Annotated in this window: 12 protein-coding genes; 4 read left to right on the top strand and 8 right to left on the bottom strand. The window is 59.8% G+C overall.

What is annotated here, in order from left to right:
- Positions 1 to 601: 601 nt before the first annotated feature.
- A complete protein-coding gene (locus E5K02_RS24500; protein ID WP_135399047.1) occupies positions 602 to 1,648 on the bottom strand; it encodes a replication initiation protein in 1,047 nt (348 codons plus the stop codon).
- A gap of 68 nt (positions 1,649 to 1,716) precedes the next feature.
- Positions 1,717 to 1,986: a hypothetical protein gene (locus tag E5K02_RS24505; RefSeq protein WP_135399049.1), complete on the bottom strand. Its 270-nt coding sequence runs from the start codon at positions 1,984 to 1,986 to the stop codon at positions 1,717 to 1,719.
- A 2,272-nt stretch (positions 1,987 to 4,258) separates the two neighbouring features.
- Here E5K02_RS24505 and E5K02_RS24510 point away from each other — a divergent pair.
- From E5K02_RS24510 to E5K02_RS24525, 4 genes are read left to right on the top strand one after another with little or no spacing between them, the layout of a single operon-like run.
- The gene (locus E5K02_RS24510) at positions 4,259 to 7,474 is read left to right on the top strand and encodes a SusC/RagA family TonB-linked outer membrane protein (RefSeq protein WP_135399051.1); all 3,216 of its coding nucleotides are present in this window, start codon (positions 4,259 to 4,261) and stop codon (positions 7,472 to 7,474) included.
- 18 nt (positions 7,475 to 7,492) lie between these two features.
- On the top strand, positions 7,493 to 8,941 hold the full coding sequence (locus tag E5K02_RS24515) for a SusD/RagB family nutrient-binding outer membrane lipoprotein (RefSeq protein ID WP_135399053.1): 1,449 nt from the start codon (positions 7,493 to 7,495) through the stop codon (positions 8,939 to 8,941).
- Positions 8,942 to 8,951: 10 nt separating this feature from the next.
- Positions 8,952 to 10,307, top strand: a complete 1,356-nt coding sequence (locus E5K02_RS24520; RefSeq protein ID WP_135399055.1) for a sodium:solute symporter family transporter — start codon at positions 8,952 to 8,954, stop codon at positions 10,305 to 10,307.
- Positions 10,300 to 11,178, top strand: a complete 879-nt coding sequence (locus E5K02_RS24525; protein WP_135399057.1) for a metallophosphoesterase family protein — start codon at positions 10,300 to 10,302, stop codon at positions 11,176 to 11,178. Before E5K02_RS24520 ends, E5K02_RS24525 begins: the two co-directional genes overlap by 8 nt.
- A 43-nt stretch (positions 11,179 to 11,221) precedes the next feature.
- Here E5K02_RS24525 and arsS read toward each other — a convergent pair whose 3' ends face one another.
- From arsS to E5K02_RS24550, 6 genes are all read right to left on the bottom strand, one after another.
- A complete protein-coding gene (arsS, locus tag E5K02_RS24530; protein ID WP_240737440.1) occupies positions 11,222 to 12,076 on the bottom strand; it encodes an arsenosugar biosynthesis radical SAM (seleno)protein ArsS in 855 nt (284 codons plus the stop codon).
- Positions 12,073 to 12,492: a hypothetical protein gene (locus tag E5K02_RS24535; RefSeq protein WP_135399059.1), complete on the bottom strand. Its 420-nt coding sequence runs from the start codon at positions 12,490 to 12,492 to the stop codon at positions 12,073 to 12,075. The genes arsS and E5K02_RS24535 overlap by 4 nt, the downstream gene beginning before the upstream one ends.
- Positions 12,493 to 12,778: 286 nt before the next feature.
- The gene (locus E5K02_RS24540; protein ID WP_135399061.1) at positions 12,779 to 13,285 is read right to left on the bottom strand and encodes a cupin domain-containing protein; all 507 of its coding nucleotides are present in this window, start codon (positions 13,283 to 13,285) and stop codon (positions 12,779 to 12,781) included.
- A 5-nt stretch (positions 13,286 to 13,290) separates the two neighbouring features.
- The gene (locus E5K02_RS24545) at positions 13,291 to 14,931 is read right to left on the bottom strand and encodes a carboxylesterase/lipase family protein (protein WP_240737441.1); all 1,641 of its coding nucleotides are present in this window, start codon (positions 14,929 to 14,931) and stop codon (positions 13,291 to 13,293) included.
- On the bottom strand, positions 14,855 to 15,241 hold the full coding sequence (locus E5K02_RS26285) for a hypothetical protein (RefSeq protein ID WP_394346430.1): 387 nt from the start codon (positions 15,239 to 15,241) through the stop codon (positions 14,855 to 14,857). Before E5K02_RS26285 ends, E5K02_RS24545 begins: the two co-directional genes overlap by 77 nt.
- A complete protein-coding gene (locus E5K02_RS24550) occupies positions 15,163 to 15,735 on the bottom strand; it encodes a hypothetical protein (RefSeq protein ID WP_135399065.1) in 573 nt (190 codons plus the stop codon). The genes E5K02_RS26285 and E5K02_RS24550 overlap by 79 nt, the downstream gene beginning before the upstream one ends.
- Positions 15,736 to 15,747 lie beyond the last annotated feature (12 nt).

The following is a 15,747-nucleotide window of genomic DNA, read 5'->3' on the forward strand; positions in this document are numbered from 1 at the left end:
CGATTTTAGCTTGCCCGAACACATTGCTGCCGGCGAAATGCACCCCTTGCGCAACCCCGCCAGCTGGGAAGAACGGCTGGCCGAATTTCCTTAGCGTTGTTTTCCGTTCCTACTCTAGTGGAACCCCGAGTACGAGTCACCAGCTGCTGCGCAGGACGCCGTATGCCAAACAGGATGAAGTACAAGTAGCTGGAACGTATACCAAAAGAAGAGAACAAAGAGGTAAAAGAGCACAGAATCGGAGCAGCTTAAATAAGCACAAATTGGTATAAAAAGGCCCCTTCCAGATATGGTTTTGTACTAATTTATACTTTTTAGAACAGCCCATTATAACTTCTTCCTCTATATACCAATCACCTTTCCTGAGCCTACCCGTCAGGGGGCGGTGAGAGGGGCTTGGGAAAGGCCTTTTTAGTCGCTCCAAGCCATTTTCCGGTAGGTGCTGAAACCCCAAAAGCATTTGAATGCCGGGTCTGGCAGAGGCCTGCTTTGGGCCTGTAGCGGGGCCTGCGGCGTCAGATGCCGTCACCGGATAATACAAGTCCCGCCGCGACCTGCGGTATACTCCCCTCCCCTGCCCTACGGCCCGGTGGCTGCCGGCTTACTTAAGAACCGGATACAGGCCCGGAAACTCCGTTTTGAGCAGGTTCACGGTGGCTCCACCCAGGTTATCGAAGACCTTGTTGCCGGCCTCAAAGTCGCGCAGCAGCGGGTGGGTGGCTTTCATCAGGCGGGCAATTTTGACTTCGTCATCGCCCACAAAATCGAGCACGTGCTGAATCTGGGCGGCCGTGATGCGCAGCTTCTGCAGCCGGGTGACGATGCGCTGCTGCAGCGTGGGCAGCTCGGCCTGCAGGGGCAGGGCCATCTGCTGCTCCGCGCCCGCGCGGGCGGCCCGGGGGGCTTTGCGCGCGGCGGCCACGGGCGCATCCTGCTCCCCATCCAGCTGGGCCAGGGGCTTGGGAATCACGAAGCGGACGCTCTTGACCTTTTTGCCCTCCTTGATGGGCTCGTAGGACACGACCCAGCCCAGGGAGTGCAGCTCGCGCAGGGCCGGTTCGAGCACGTAGCGCTTAAAGTCGTAAAACAGGGTGTAGGTCACGTCGTTGTCGTCGCCGAGCACCTGCTTGCGCAGCATGTCGAAGTCGACTTCCCACAGGCCTACGTCGTCCCAGGACTTGAGCAGCCAGTAAAGCCGGTGGGCATGGGCGGACTTGAGCGTGAGCAGGGTCTCAATCTCGACGTGGGTGTACTGCTCGGCCAGCTGCAGCAGAAACGGCTTGATCTCGGGGGCAAAGTTGCCGGTCAGGTACCCCGTGCCCTCGTTCAGGTCGATGTAGCTGATGATGGAGTAGGCCGTGAAGCGCTTCTTGTTGCCGTTCTGCGACTCGATGCTGACGACCTTGGACATAAGGCTCTTGCAGGCATCCCGAATGGTCTCGTAGACGCTGCCGCCCTTCTTCTGGGTCATGACCCGGCTCAGGGGAATGGAAATGCCGGGCAGCTCGGTCTGGTCCTGGTGAATGCAGCCCAGGGCCAGGGCGAAGATGCGGGCCTCCACATGGGTGAGCTTCAGCGGGGCCCGCACCAGGGCATTGGCCTGGTAGGCCCGGGGGTAGAGCGCGGGAACGACAGCAGCAGGCAGCATAGGCTACGGGGTCAGGCAAAGGGGACAAGGAACGAATATAGCCGCATCAGCGTGAAAACCTACGGCCTTCACGCAAAAGAATTCTCAGGGTGCCATTTTTCACGCAGATCGCCCGGGCAGAACCCGGTGCCGTTTTTCACGCAGGTACGGGCCCGCGGCGGGTGCTGCTTTTCACGCAGATAAGGCCCGGAGCCCACCCGGGCAGTGCCATTTTTCACGCAGATGTCCGCGGGCCTGTCCGTGCCTTCTTTCACGCAGATGGTGCCATTTTTCACGCAGGGGTGCCGTTTTTCACGCTGCAGAGTGCCATTTTTCACGCAGATGGTGCCGTTTTTCACGCTGCAGAGTGCCATTTTTCACGCAGCAGAGTGCCGTTTTTCACGCAGAAAACCCGTGCAAATAATTGACTTTCATAGCCTTACGCCTCCCTGAATATAGAATAGTAAAGAATAGCTTTAGAAGACAGAAGAAGTTCGGGCTTTTTTTGAAAAAAGAAGGTGCCCTGGTCTAGAGCTGCCCACCGGCAGCGGGCTTGGAAAAAGGCTTTTAAAGGGTTGTGCCATCAGCATTTACGGCGCGGACGAAGCGAAAGAAATATGCGGCGCGGACGATATAATCTCTCCGGGCATCTGCGTGAAAAATGGCACCGCCCGGGCAGGTCTCACCCCGGACCCTCTGCTTTTCATCTACGTGAAAAATGGCACTGTATGCTGCAGGTCATACAGCGCATACGCAGCTTTCGGCACCGGGAGGGTAGCAGCTTCGTAAGTCGCTTTCCCGACAGCTTGAAAGACTCATGCCTGCACTTCTTCCCGGCACGGTCTATCTTCCCTTGCTTTCAAGAGTCCACTCGTCCTAGCTCGCTGCATCCGCATTGAGAAGTGGGAAGTTCAGCCCTAGGCCTTCTCCGTGATCGTTTGCTACCGCAGCCATCCGAATGTACAGCAGCTGACAGGAAGTGCCGATACCGGGGAGTAGCTCACTGCCGGAGCCGCTGAGCTTCTGCCTTTACCTGGTACTACCTGGAGCACAATGGGCACCACACCCGTCAAGTCTTAGCCTTCCGTAGGCGTATCGGCCTACCGGTATGCGCTGAGCTTTGCCCTTTTACCCGGGGTGCTCACGGCCCTACTCGATTCAGCAAGTGCTGGTCTTCAATGCAGATCCGTTCCAGGCCACGGGCAAGCCGATGAACGCTACGAGGAACCTATACGCTATAGCTAGCCAGGACAAGGGCCCACCCGCCGGGTTGCGTCACGACACTTATACCTGTGTAGTTGCGCGATTCCGGGTGCTTATCTTGCCACCTTCTACTCCTACCAGATTATCTATCAGGTCCCTCTCCAAGATTCGGTTAGCCATCTACCGAATGGGGGCTTTTTGAGAGACTATATTTCCCGGGCCATGCACTTTCCCCGCTCCGGGGGATCTGCTGGCCTACCTACCCGGGGACGATTTGCGTGTTCTTGCCTGCCCGTAGAGCGGCCCTGCTACCCCCATTCGTGTATTACCGGGCTTAGCCTGGAAACGAGGCGGGCTGATGGCGGAGCTGCCCCTACGGGTGGGACCAGCCGCGGCCAAGCTGACGAAAGCGAAACGGCGGGAATTCGCTCCGTAACCGAATTTTCCCGGAGAGTGACACACTGGCGGGCGTAAACCCGTACCTGACGAGCCACCCCTTGCGGTGCTGTAGGAATCAAAATCGGGGAACATGGGAGGGGGCATTGCGCAGGATGCAGACGTCTTCCCAGCTCAATTCTCCCTCTACATAGCGCGCGTACAGTTGCCGGGCATAGCGGCTCCCGTGGCGATACAAACTGGGGTTGGCCACTTGCATCTGCTGCAAAATATAGGCCCGCTGTTGCGGCGTTTGCGCACTCGGCCCCGAGGGTTGTAGGAGTATACCATGAATACCAGGGATACAATACCGAAATAAGCCCTAGCCAAGGTCCGCATTCGGCCGCTATGCACGTAAACACGGCTGCGTAGTTGAACCACACTCGAGAAGCCTACAGCTGTATCGCCTCCCCTGTACGGGGACGTGCATCCAAGGGGCAGCAGGCCTAACAATTTCGGACGAAGGACGTCTTTGCTTCGAAATAGTATATATGGCCGGGACAAGTTAAGTGTGACCGAAGCCACGCAATGGGGTTGAAAGCCTGCCCAGGCGGCAAGAAGTGATTTTCCGATACTGATTTCGCCCTCATAGTGGCGGCTACGTCACTGGTCCCATTGCAACTAACAGAAGCAACGCTCGTCCACCCAGCGGATAGGCAGGGACTGAAAGACGCCTCTGTCAGTGAGCCCGGGCGCGATTTCCAGCCGTCAGCCGCACTCTTTTGGGGGCCGGTCCGCTGAGACATTCAAATGTCCTCGTAGGAGTAATTTGTAGGGCCCTTAGCACGCGTAGCAACAGATGAAGTGCATTGCTTTCAGGGCGCAGCGCTTGGGTCTGAAATCCATCGTGGTAGCTTACGCCGTTTGTTGTGCGATGCCCCGCTGGTTTGGGCGGCCCTGCCAGAAGGAGTAGATGTCCTTCTTCTGTCCGTCATTCCCAGCCACCCCAGTCAGCTACAGGCCACACTTGCTTTTCTCTAATACCACCCATACATGAGATTATCGCTACTCATTGCCTCTCTTTCTTTGTTATCCTCATCTGCCCTAGCTCAGAAACTCATCGGACAGGTTGTAGATAGTGCCTCGTCACAACCAATTCCGGGTGCCACCGTGCAGGTAAAACGCACGCAGGCGGGCACGCTCACGAATGCTGCGGGCACGTTCACGCTAACCAATCTGCAGCCAGGCGACACCCTGGTTTTTGCGAGCCTGGGCTACCAAGCGCAGAAAATCCAGTACACGGATCAACCCGGCCTGGCGGTGAAATTGGTGGCGGGCCTTGCCCTTAACGAGGTCGTCGTGACGGCCCTGGGCCTGGAGCGCAACGCCCAGAGCCTGGGCTACGCGGTGCAGAAGGTGGAGGGCCGCCTGGTCAGCGAGGTAAAGGCGCCCAACTTTCTCGACAATCTGGCGGGCAAAGTCGCGGGCGTTATGGTAACGGCCGGTTCAACGGGGGTGGGGGCGTCGTCGCGCATTACCATCCGGGGCGAATCGTCTTTTACCAACAACAACCCTCTGTTTGTGGTCGACGGCATTGTGATAAACAACGCCACGGTGGTCAACCGGGTCAACGACGACGCCAACGGGTTTCAGGAAATCGACTTCGGCAACGGGGCGATGGAAATCAACCCCGACGACGTGGCGTCGGTGTCGGTGCTGAAAGGGCCCAGCGCGGCGGCGCTCTACGGAACCCGGGCCTCCAATGGGGTCATCCTGATTACGACCAAAGACGGTTCGTCGGCGGGCAAGGGCATTGGCGTGAGCTTCAACAGCACCTTCTACGCCGAGCGGCCGTTTCAGCTGCCCCGCTTTCAGAACAGCTACGGGCAGGGCAACAGCGGAGCGTTCAAGTACGGCAACGGCCTGGGCGGGGGCATCAACGACAACATCTCGTACAGCTACGGCCCGAGGCTGGACGCAGGCCTGCTGATTCCGCAGTACGACAGCCCGGTGACCCTGCCCGACGGCCGGGTGGTGCGCGGCGCCGATACGGGGCTCTACAGCGGCCTGCCCATCACCCCGACGCCGTTTGTGGCGCACCCCGATAACCTGAAGGATTTTTACCGGACAGGGCGTACGGCCATCAACAACCTGGCGGTGGCGGGCGACTACGCGAAAGGCAGCTACCGCCTCTCGTTCACCGACCTCAACAGCCAGTCGATTATCCCGGGGGTGGACCTGCAGCGCAAAACGCTGGCCGCCCGGCTGCAGTTTGACCCGATCCGGCGGCTGAAGTTCAGCTCCTCGCTCAACTACATCAACAGCGGCAGCGCCAACCGCCCCGCGACCAAGTACGGTTCGGAAAACACCAACTACGCCCTGAGTGCCTGGCTGGGCCGGCAAACCGACATCAACCCCATGAAGCAGTACTGGCAGCCGGGGCTGGAGGGCATCCAGCAGTTTTCCTACAACTACACCTTCTTCGACAACCCGTATTTCACCCTCTACGAGAACCGCAATTCGTTTACCCGCGACCGGCTTATCGGCAACCTGGCCCTGACGGCCGAGCTGGCCAATAGCCTAACGCTGCTGGTGCGCAGCAGCATGGATTATTCCAACGAGAACCGCCAGTTTCGGCGGGCCTTCAGCAGCAACCGCTTCAAGAACGGCGCCTACGCCGAGAACGGCGTTTTTTTCCGGGAAATCAACACCGACTTCCTGCTGAACTACGCCCGCAGCCTGGGCCCGGTGTCGCTCGACGTGTCGGCCGGGGGCAACCGCATGGACCAGCTAGCCTCGTTCGACCAGTACCAGGCCCTGACGCTGGCGCAGCCGGGCGTGTTCAAGCTCACCAACGCCGCCTCCCCGGTAGAAGTCTACCAGCAGAGCGGCCGCAAGCGCATTAACAGCCTGTACGCCCTGGCCAAGCTGGGGTATAAAGACCTCGTGTTTGTCGACATCACCGGGCGCAACGACTGGTCGAGCGCCCTGGCGACGCCCACGTCGACGGCCAATACGTCCTTTTTCTACCCGTCGGTATCGGCCAGCTGGGTGCTGTCGAACCAGTTCCGGCTGCCCACGGTCGTGTCCTTTGCCAAAGTGCGGGCCAGCGCCGCCAACGTCGGCAACGACACCGGGCCGTACCAGACGGCGGGGGTATTTACCGCCCGCAACCCGGTGTTTTCGCAGCCGGCGTTCAGCGAGCAGAGCACCATTGCCAACACCAACCTGAAACCGGAGTCGAGCACCTCGCTGGAAGCCGGCGCGGACGTGCGCTTCCTCAACGACCGACTGGGTTTCGACCTGACCTACTACGACGCGCGCACCCGCAACCAGATTCTGTCGCTGCCCATTGCCGTTTCGACGGGCTACAGCGAGCGGGTCATCAACGGCGGGGAAGTACGCTCGCGGGGCATCGAGGCGGTGGTCAACGCCACGCCCGTGCTGACGAACCGCTTCCGCTGGAACGTGAGCCTGAACTTCAGCCGCAACCGGACCACCGTGGTGTCCTTGCCCGAAGAGGCCGGCACCCTGACGCTGGGCTACAACCGCATCTACGACAACGTGAACCAGACCGTGTGGTACCAGGTGCGGCAGGGCGACCGGATGGGCGACATGTGGGGCACAGGCTACCTGCGCAACGCGCAGGGTGAGTTCATCGTGGGCAGCAACGGGCAGTACATTGCCGACAACGCCCTCAAGAAGCTGGGCAACTACAACCCCGACTTCATGGTGGGGCTGTCCAACCAGTTCAGCTACCGGAACTGGAACGCGGGCTTCTTGCTCGACTGGCGGCAGGGCGGCATCCTGGTATCGCGCACGCTGGCCCTGGCCGGCGTGGCGGGGCAGCTGATTGAAACGGCCGATCGGCCCGACGCGGGCATCGTGGCCCCGGGCGTAGTGAATACCGGCACGGCCGATAACCCGAACTACCAGCCCAATACCCGCGCCATTCCGGCCGAAACCTACTACCGGATGTACTACGACCGCAACCACGAGGAGAATAACACCTACGATGCCTCGTACGTCAAGCTGCGGGAATTCACCATCGGCTACTCGGTGCCCGAAACGGCCTGGCTGGCCAAAAAGCTGCGGGCGCAGCGCCTGACCGTAGCCCTGATAGGCCGGAACCTGCTGGCCGTGTCGCACATCCCGCACTTCGACCCGGAACAGACCTCGTTCCAGCAAAATCAGCTGCAGACCGGCGTCGAGGACATGAGCTACCCCACCACCCGCAACGTGGGCGTGAAGCTCAGTGCGAACTTCTAAGCCCTACCACACCCGTACATGAAACGCAAATTATACAGCCTGCTGCTGCTGACCGCCCTGGCCGCCTTCCTGCCCGGCTGCACGGACAACTTCGAGGAACTCAACACGAACCCCAACGCGCCGGTCGACGTGCAACCCTCGCTGCTGCTGCGCAAAATCATCTTCGACTACGGCGAGCAGATGTCCTACGAAGGTTTCGTGGCCGGCAACCTGCTAGGGCAGTACTTCACGGCTGTCGACTTCAACCTCTTCGACCGGCACAGCCTAAGCGAGCCGCAGTACGGCGGCAACCCCTGGCCCTTCCTCTACAGCAACCTGCGCGACAACGAGATTCTGCTGCAAAAAGCCCGCTCGAATCCCGCTTTCGGGGTGTACGAAGGCCCGGCCCTGGTCCTGAAAGCTTACCTAGCCGCCGCGCTGACGGACCTGTACGGCGACGTGCCCTACAGCCAGGCGCTGCAAGGTAAAACGGGGGTAATTACGCCGGCCTACGACAGCCAGGAATCCATTTACACGGCGCCCGGCGGCATCCTCGACAACCTCGACAAGGGCATTGCCTCCATCAACAGCTACACCGGCACGACGGTACTCGACGGGGACGTGCTGTACGGGGGCAATCGTAGCAAGTGGGTGTTGTTTGCCAACTCGCTGAAAATAAAGTGCCTGATGCGCATTTCGCGCAAGGTAGACGTGCAAGCAGCCCTGCAACGCGTCGTCACCGAAGGCAACTACATTCGGGCGAATGCGGATAATGCTGCCTTCCGGTTCTCGCTGACGCAGCCCAATAACTTCCGGATGGCCACCGCCCGCGTCGGGGATTACAACCTGTTCATCATGTCCAAAACCAGCGAGGAGCTGCTCGTGGGCCTGAGCGACCCGCGGATGGCGACGTATTTCCGCCCGACGGCGGCCAATCCGGCTATCTACCGCGGCCTGCTGAACGGCCCGGATGCCTCCCGGCTCTCGATTTCGGTAGCCGATTACTCGCTGACGGGCACCATCTTCCGGGAAAACGCGGACCGGCTGTCCGCCAACTACATGACCGCGGCCGAAACCAGCTTCTGGCTGGCCGAAGCCGCCGAGCGGAACCTGCTATCCGCCTCGGCGCGCACCCTGTACGAGCAGGGCATCACCCAGTCGTTTGCCTACTGGGGCACGGCGTTGCCCGCCGGTTACCTCACCAGCAGCCGGGTGGCGTATGGGCAGAACGGCCAGAACCCCCTCGAGCAGATCCTGACGCAGAAATGGCTGCACAACCTCAACAACGGCTACGAAGGATGGACCGAGTACCGCCGGACGGGCTTCCCGCGCCTGAAACCGGTGTCGGCCAGCCTCAACAACGGGCTGATTCCCGTGCGCATGCCCTACCCCGCCACGGAAAGCGCGCTGAACGCGGTGCAATACCAGATAGCGGCCACTACCACCCAGAACAACAGCATCAACGCGCCCGTATGGTGGGCCCGCTGATACCCTCCCTATGAACACAACTCTGTTGCAGTGGGCGTTGGTGCTGGCCTCCAGCGTCACGCTGTTTTTCGTCTCGCCGCTGTCCCGCACTGCGTCCGAGTTTTTCCGAGGAGCCCGCAAAGAGCGTACGCCTAACACGGTTTTTCTGACGAGCAGCCTGGTCATCTCCTGGCTGTTTGCCAAGTCCATCACCAACGCCGCCAACCTGGGCCACAGCTTCGGGCTGGTGGGGGGCGTGGCCTACGCGGGGTACTACCTGTCGTTTCTGGTAGCCGGTTTCGTCATCGTCGCCATGCGCAACAAAGGCGGCTACCGCAGCATCCACCATTTCCTCGAATCGAAGTACGGCGCGGGGGCAGTGGTTGTGTTCACCCTGCTGATTATCATTCGGCTCTACAACGAAATCTGGTCCAATACCATCGTCATCGGCTCTTATTTTGGCGAGCAGGGCACCAGCCCTTACTACGTGGCCATTGTGGTGTTCAGCCTGCTGACGCTGGCTTACACGCTCAAGGGCGGCATGAGCAGCTCGATTATGACCGACGTGATGCAACTCTCGCTCTTTGTGGGCCTGCTTACGGTGATTCTGGGCTTCATTCTGCCGCAGTACGGGGGTAGCCTGCAGCCTTTTCTGCGCAGCGGGACATGGACCTTGGGCCAAGGCGTCGATTTGCTGCTGGTGGCCTTGGTGCAGTGTTTCAGCTACCCCTTTCACGACCCGGTGCTTACTGACCGGGGCTTCATCACCGATACGCGTACCACGCTCCGCTCCTACCTCTGGGCGGGGGCTATCGGCTCGGGCTGCATCATCTTTTTCAGCTTCGTGGGCATCTTCGCCAAGCTCAACGCCCTGGGCGGCGAAGCCCCGGTGGCCGTGGCGCGCTACTTCGGGGTGCCCATGCTGCTGCTGCTGAACCTGATCATGGTTACCTCCGCCTCGTCGACCCTGGATTCGGCCATGGCCTCGTTCTCCAAGCTCATCAGCATCGACCTGAGCAAAGCAGCCGAGCCCAGCGTATCGAGGGGCCGGTGGGCCATGGTGGTGTTGACGGTACTGGGTACCATCCCGGTATTTTTCAACCCGGCCATTCTCTCGGCCACCACCATCAGCGGCACGTTGGTGTTGGGGCTGGCCCCCGTATTTTTGTTCTGGAACGTACCCGTACCGCGCCGTGCCTTTCACCTGTCGGTAGTGGGCGGGTTGGGGCTGGGGGGCTTGCTGACGCTGTTTCCCCTGCCCGATACCCTGCACCTGGGTGATGGTAAATACGGGGCGCTGCTTAGCACGAACCTGATTACGTCGGCTTACTGTTTCGGCGTATTCGGACTCTGTACGCTTCGCCGCAAAAACCCTTCTAATGGATAACGTACTCTCCCAAGACCTCGGCACTCTGAGCGGCCGACTGCTCGTTTTTGGAGGACCCTACTCCAACCTGCAGGCCCTGGAGGCGTTCAAAAGCATTGCCGAGCAGCTGCAGATTCCCAGTGGCAACATCCTCTGCACCGGCGACATTGTGGGTTACTGCGCCCAACCCGAGGAGTCAGTGCAGCTGGTGAAAGATTGGGGAGTGCACGTCATTCAGGGCAATGTGGAGCAGAATATTATCCGGGGCGAAGACGACTGCGGCTGCAACTTTGCCGAGGGCAGCCGGTGTGACCTGTTCTCCCGCACCTGGTTTCCCTACGCGGTGCGCAACGTCTCGGCGGGCTCGGTCGCCTGGCTGCGTACTCTGCCGCTTCGGCTGTCTTTCCGCTACGCAGGCAAGGCGGTAGCCGTGTTGCACGGTGCGGCCACGGGCATTGCCGATTTTGTCTTCGCCTCTACCCCCTGGCCCGTGAAAGAAACCAGCTTTGCTGCTACCGGGGCCGAGGTGATCCTGGCCGGCCACGCCGGACTACCCTTCGCCGATGAGCGGGCCGGACTCTATTGGCTCAACGCGGGCGTAGTAGGGATGCCGGCCAATGACGGCACCCCACGGGTATGGTATCTGCTGCTCGATGACTCCGATGGCCGGTTTAGCTACACTTTTCACACCTTTACCTATGATAATGGTCAAGCGCATCAGTTGATGCGGGCTAACGGACTCCCTGAATCCTATGCCCGCACGCTCCTGACGGGCAGCTGGGATAACTGCGAAATTTTGCCAGCGGCCGAGAAGGCGTTGCAGGGCCAGCCCATCACGCTGCATGACGAAGCTAGGGAGCCAAACAGGCTCCCTACTTTACCCCCTGGCTGAGCTTTGTTATGTTCAACTAGTGTGAAGCGTTGCCGTCCCCGGTTCAGGCCGTGGTGCCGCCGCAGCTGGAGCCGCTGCCGGCCGTGCAGCCGTAGCAGTGCTGGTTGACGACAATAGCCCGCTGGCTGAGCGTGGCCGCGTCAAAGTCGCGGATGTGGCGCACGGGGCTGGCCACGTGCAGGTCCAGCATCTGGTTGAAGTCGCAGTCGTAAAGCCCCCCGTCCCAGCCCACCGAAATGGTGTTGCGGCACATCACGCCGGCCGCCGCCGTGGGGTTGAAGGCGTTAACCAGCTTTTCCATGTAGCCCGCGTAGTTGCCCGACTCGATGAGGTAGTCGAGGTAGCGGCTGACAGGAATATTGGTAATGGCAAACAGCTCGTTGAAGACAATGCCGTGGTCTTTGAGCAGCACGCGCTTAAACTGCTCCTGCAGGCCCTTTTGGCCCCCGGGCAAAAAGGCGCCGGCCGGGTTATACACCAGGTTGAGCACCAGCCCCGAGCCTTGCTGTCCGTAACCGACGGCGTTGAGCATCTTCAGGGCCCGGATGGAATCGGCGAATACCCCGTCGCCCCGCTGCCGGTCGGTTTTGTCGGCGCTGTAGAAGGGCAGGGAACTAACCACCTCCACGCCGTGGCGCTTGAAGAACTCGGGTAGGTCGTGGTACTTCTTGTTGGCCACGATGATGGTCAGGTTGCAGCGCACCAGCACCTTGCGGCCCAGCTTGCTGACTTCCTCCACAAACCAGCGGAAATCCGGGTTCATCTCGGGGGCGCCGCCGGTCAGGTCTACCGTCGAAATGTCAGTTTGGGCCAGGGCATCGAGGCAGTACTGCATGGTTTCCCGCGTCATGATTTCCTTGCGGTAACGAGGATAGAGATAACTGCTTTGGCCACTCATTCTGTTTTGTGGGGGCGGTTATACTGTGGGGCATCTACCACATAATCGACGAGGAGGCTATCGCCAACTCGCAGGGCCGGGTCTTGGGAATTGCCTTCAAACCACTTCCCCTGAAGCTGGAACCGATAGGAATAGGAGAACTGCCGCGAGACGGGGCTGTTGCCGGAGAAGTTTTTCTTATCAATTCCCACTGCTTTGATGGTGGCCGTTTTCCCGTCGAAAGCCTGGGTTATCTGGTGACCTTGCACACAGGTGCGAAGGACAGAGCCAAGCGTCAGCACGATAACGACCAAGCCAAACCAGCCCGAAAAGCCGATAGAGGTCTTGCGGGAATTCTTGTTGATTTTCGCCAAAGTCGTTTGATGTTGGGTTCGTTCAGCAAAACGGTCGTAGCTGTTGCAGAACTCGATGTGCACGGGTTAAATATTATTCCAGTAGCCAACACACGTAGAAAAGACCTATCAGCAACTGTCTGAAGTGCCAGCGGCTTGCCCGGCGACAGGCACAAATCGGTATTGGCAGCCGTGGTGTGAACAGCGGCTTGCTTGCTTGCTTGCCCGTTACGCTATAGACGGCTTTAGCAAGCACCGGTCGTGCTGGTTGGGCCTTGATAGCATGGCTAACGACGAACAGGACCACCAAAATAAACAGCTTGATTATCATCAATCCAAAGGAATTGGCACCTATGCTACGTTTGGGGTTTCACCGGCCAAAATCATCTTGCACGCGCACGATGTCGTTCTCATCGGAAGGCTGAAGGGCATTAGTGTGTTGCCAGATTTCGGCCACTACGCCCCAATCGTCAAGACCAATAAGGCGGTGCCGCTCGCCCTGCTGAAGCACGATTCGCTCACCCGGCGCGTAGGTTGTGCCAGGTGCTTCCGCGTCGGAAGCACTGGTAGCAACAGCTACAGGGCCTTTTACTACCTGCCAGATTTCGGCGCGCCGGTGGTGGTATTGCCAGGAAAGGCGCTGGTGCGGGGCCACCAGCAGAATCTTGGGGCTTAGCTTGCCAGCAATACGCAGTTCGTCTACAGAAAGCCCCCCAAAGTAGGTATCGGCAAACTGTTGGGCCTGATCTTCATCAATCACAAAAAATCCGCCCCATGGACGCGAATCGTCCCGCTGGCTGATGCGAAAGCCTTGAGCATGCAGCTGGTCGGCAATTTGCTGAAAGAGGCTTTCCGTTGGAGTAGTGAGAGTTTGCATAAAGGTTACTGCGTGTTTAAGTGGTTTAAAAATTCGTACCGCTCCCGGTGGGGCTCGGGCTCGGCTTGGGTAGGCAGGTCGAGGCGCAGGATTTGTCCGGTGGGTGAACCATTGACCGCAGGCCAGGCAGGCAAGCCCACGCCGTTGGGGCTGCCGGTTTTGATGAAATTGACGAAGTAGTCCTGCATGATTTTCGAGAGTTGATAGTCCGCCGCCGTCCAGGCGTACACCTTGTTGGTAGCCAAGTTGCCCAGCGCGTACTCAATCTCAGCAGAGTGCACCGCACCCGTGGCCAGCGGCGTCTTGGGAGCCGTGGCCGGCTGCTGAACAACCCCGCCTGCCAGACCCGCAGTAGCATTCCCCATCGCAGGCACCATTTGGGGGCGCGGGTGCGCGTAGAGGTAACGGTACACGGGCTGACCACTGGTCTGGCCGTGCAGGTCGGCCCATTTCCAGGTAGCGTAAGCCGTAAATCGGTCAGTGGCCAAATCGGTGGCGGCTTGTTCAGCATCGGCATCGGTCGTGGCAGGATACCGACGTAGGACTTCGTCAGCGTGGGGGCCGTAAAGCTTTTGCACGGCAGCGCGGAAATTTTCTCGCGTTGGTGTAGCAGAGCCCAGCAGCGAATGATAGTCTACTTCCTGAGAGTTCCAGCCCACTAATAGGGGCACGTGCGCCTGTTCACCGGCTTGGTAGGCTAACAGCGGCGCTTTCGTGAAGAAATAGCCGTCGACGGTGGGCCGGAAGCGCGGTGCCCCTGGCCTACCAGCTGCACCAAGTAGCTGCTGGGCTGGCAAGGCACGCAGCGCCTCGAGGGAAGCGGTGCCCAGCAGCGCAGCGAAAGCTACCCCAGCCTGTTCCGCCTCAACCAGCGGAATGGGGGCTCGGTCGGCGCTTAGCAGCGAACCACTTTCCCCAATAGCCTGCTGGAAGGTGTTACGGGATTTAGGCGCAGCTACTTGTGCGCTTACCGAAACCGACCCGGCCAACTCGCCGGCAATAGTAACGTGGTGCGGGTCACCGCCGAAGGCGGCAATGTTTTGTTGCACCCAGCGCAGCGCTGCCTGCTGATCGAGCAGGCCGTAATTGCCGGCAGCGTGATGCACTGATTCCTGCGTCAGGGCCGGTAGGGCCAGGAAGCCAAACGCACCCAGCCGGTAATTCACCGTGACGGTCACGATGCCTTGACGGGCCATGCTCTCGCCATCGTAGCGCGGCTCCGAGGCGTCGCCGGCGTTGAAGCCGCCACCGTAGAAGTATACCAACACGGGCCGCCGCTCCCGAGCCGATTTCGCCGGCGTCCAGACATTCAAATAGAGGCAGTCTTCGCTCATGCCTGCCGAGCGAAAATTCATATCCCCATACAACGGCAACTGCATAGCGCGGGGGCCGAAGGCTTTGGCCGAACGCACGCCGCCCCACTTCACCACCGGCTGCGGCGGCTGCCACCGCAGTTTACCCACCGGAGGGGCGGCAAAGGGCACGCCTTTGAACACGCGAATGCCGCTGGCCGCCGTGGTTCCTTCCAGTAGTCCGGCGGCCACTTGTACCTGATTGACGGGCAGCGCATTAACCACCGTCCTGGATTGAGCAGCGGCCACCCTTATTTGTAGCGCCAGCAGGAGCAAAAGCTGACAGGCTTTCATAGAAAACGAGTACATGGCATGAGGGTCGGAATGAGTAGTGGCCGTTGTAAGCTTCGGCCAGCAACCGCAAAGCGGCGGGCGAGGCCGTAGCCGGGTATTGCCCATTGATAATTCGATATTCACCCGGTAGCAGCGTGAAATAGCCATTTGAGAAATACGCTGGCAAAACCGGCTGCTGCTGGTCGTTAAGCAAGGTGAGGCGCACGGCTACGGCGGGCGTTGCACTGGCATTCACCAGCTCATAGGTGAGCGAATGTGTGGCCGCATCCTGCCGAACAAGGCGCGGTGCCAGCTGCACCGGCAACAGCATGTTGAAAGCCTGAACCCCCCCGTTGGCACAGATTTCTGCCAGTAATCAGTGGTAGAAACCACGCTGCCGGCCGCATCCGTCAGGACCAGGCGAAGCAGATACACAGCAGGTAGCGGCGTGGGCAACTGTGGGGCAAACACCGGAGTAGCCTGATTGGCCGGAGCCTGCACGGTGCGGGTTTCAGTGGCAATTTGCCGGCCGGCCACATCGTACAGCGTGTAGACTACTTTGCCATCCGTGAGCGGCCGAAGCGTGGTATTCACTACCACAGCGTGGTGGTCATCCAGGTTCCATTGCACGTGCAGGGGCTCACAGGCTTTTTGCGCGCCGAAGTAGGCTGCGTGGGTAGCGTAGTTCCAGGAATACAGCTGCCAAATCATGCTAGGCCAAGCCGGGTGACTCATCCAGAGCAGCACTCCACTGGTGTTATGCCAAAGGCGGCTGTTCCACGCCTCAAACATGGCCCGGTGGTGGTCGTAGTTCAGAAACTGCACCTTGCGGGCGAA

Origin of the sequence: Hymenobacter metallicola, assembly GCF_004745645.1 — a bacterium.
GTDB lineage: Bacteria > Bacteroidota > Bacteroidia > Cytophagales > Hymenobacteraceae > Hymenobacter > Hymenobacter metallicola.

Excerpts from the sequence above, each read along its gene's own strand:
- E5K02_RS24525 (WP_135399057.1), top strand. The coding sequence starts at position 10,300 with ATGGATAACGTACTCTCCCAAGACCTCGGCACTCTGAGCGGCCGACTG.
- E5K02_RS26285 (WP_394346430.1), bottom strand. The coding sequence starts at position 15,241 with ATGCTGTTGCCGGTGCAGCTGGCACCGCGCCTTGTTCGGCAGGATGCG.
- E5K02_RS24515 (WP_135399053.1), top strand. The coding sequence starts at position 7,493 with ATGAAACGCAAATTATACAGCCTGCTGCTGCTGACCGCCCTGGCCGCC.
- E5K02_RS24500 (WP_135399047.1), bottom strand. The coding sequence starts at position 1,648 with ATGCTGCCTGCTGCTGTCGTTCCCGCGCTCTACCCCCGGGCCTACCAG.
- E5K02_RS24540 (WP_135399061.1), bottom strand. The coding sequence starts at position 13,285 with ATGCAAACTCTCACTACTCCAACGGAAAGCCTCTTTCAGCAAATTGCC.
- E5K02_RS24520 (WP_135399055.1), top strand. The coding sequence starts at position 8,952 with ATGAACACAACTCTGTTGCAGTGGGCGTTGGTGCTGGCCTCCAGCGTC.
- arsS (WP_240737440.1), bottom strand. The coding sequence starts at position 12,076 with ATGAGTGGCCAAAGCAGTTATCTCTATCCTCGTTACCGCAAGGAAATC.
- E5K02_RS24510 (WP_135399051.1), top strand. The coding sequence starts at position 4,259 with ATGAGATTATCGCTACTCATTGCCTCTCTTTCTTTGTTATCCTCATCT.
- E5K02_RS24545 (WP_240737441.1), bottom strand. The coding sequence starts at position 14,931 with ATGAAAGCCTGTCAGCTTTTGCTCCTGCTGGCGCTACAAATAAGGGTG.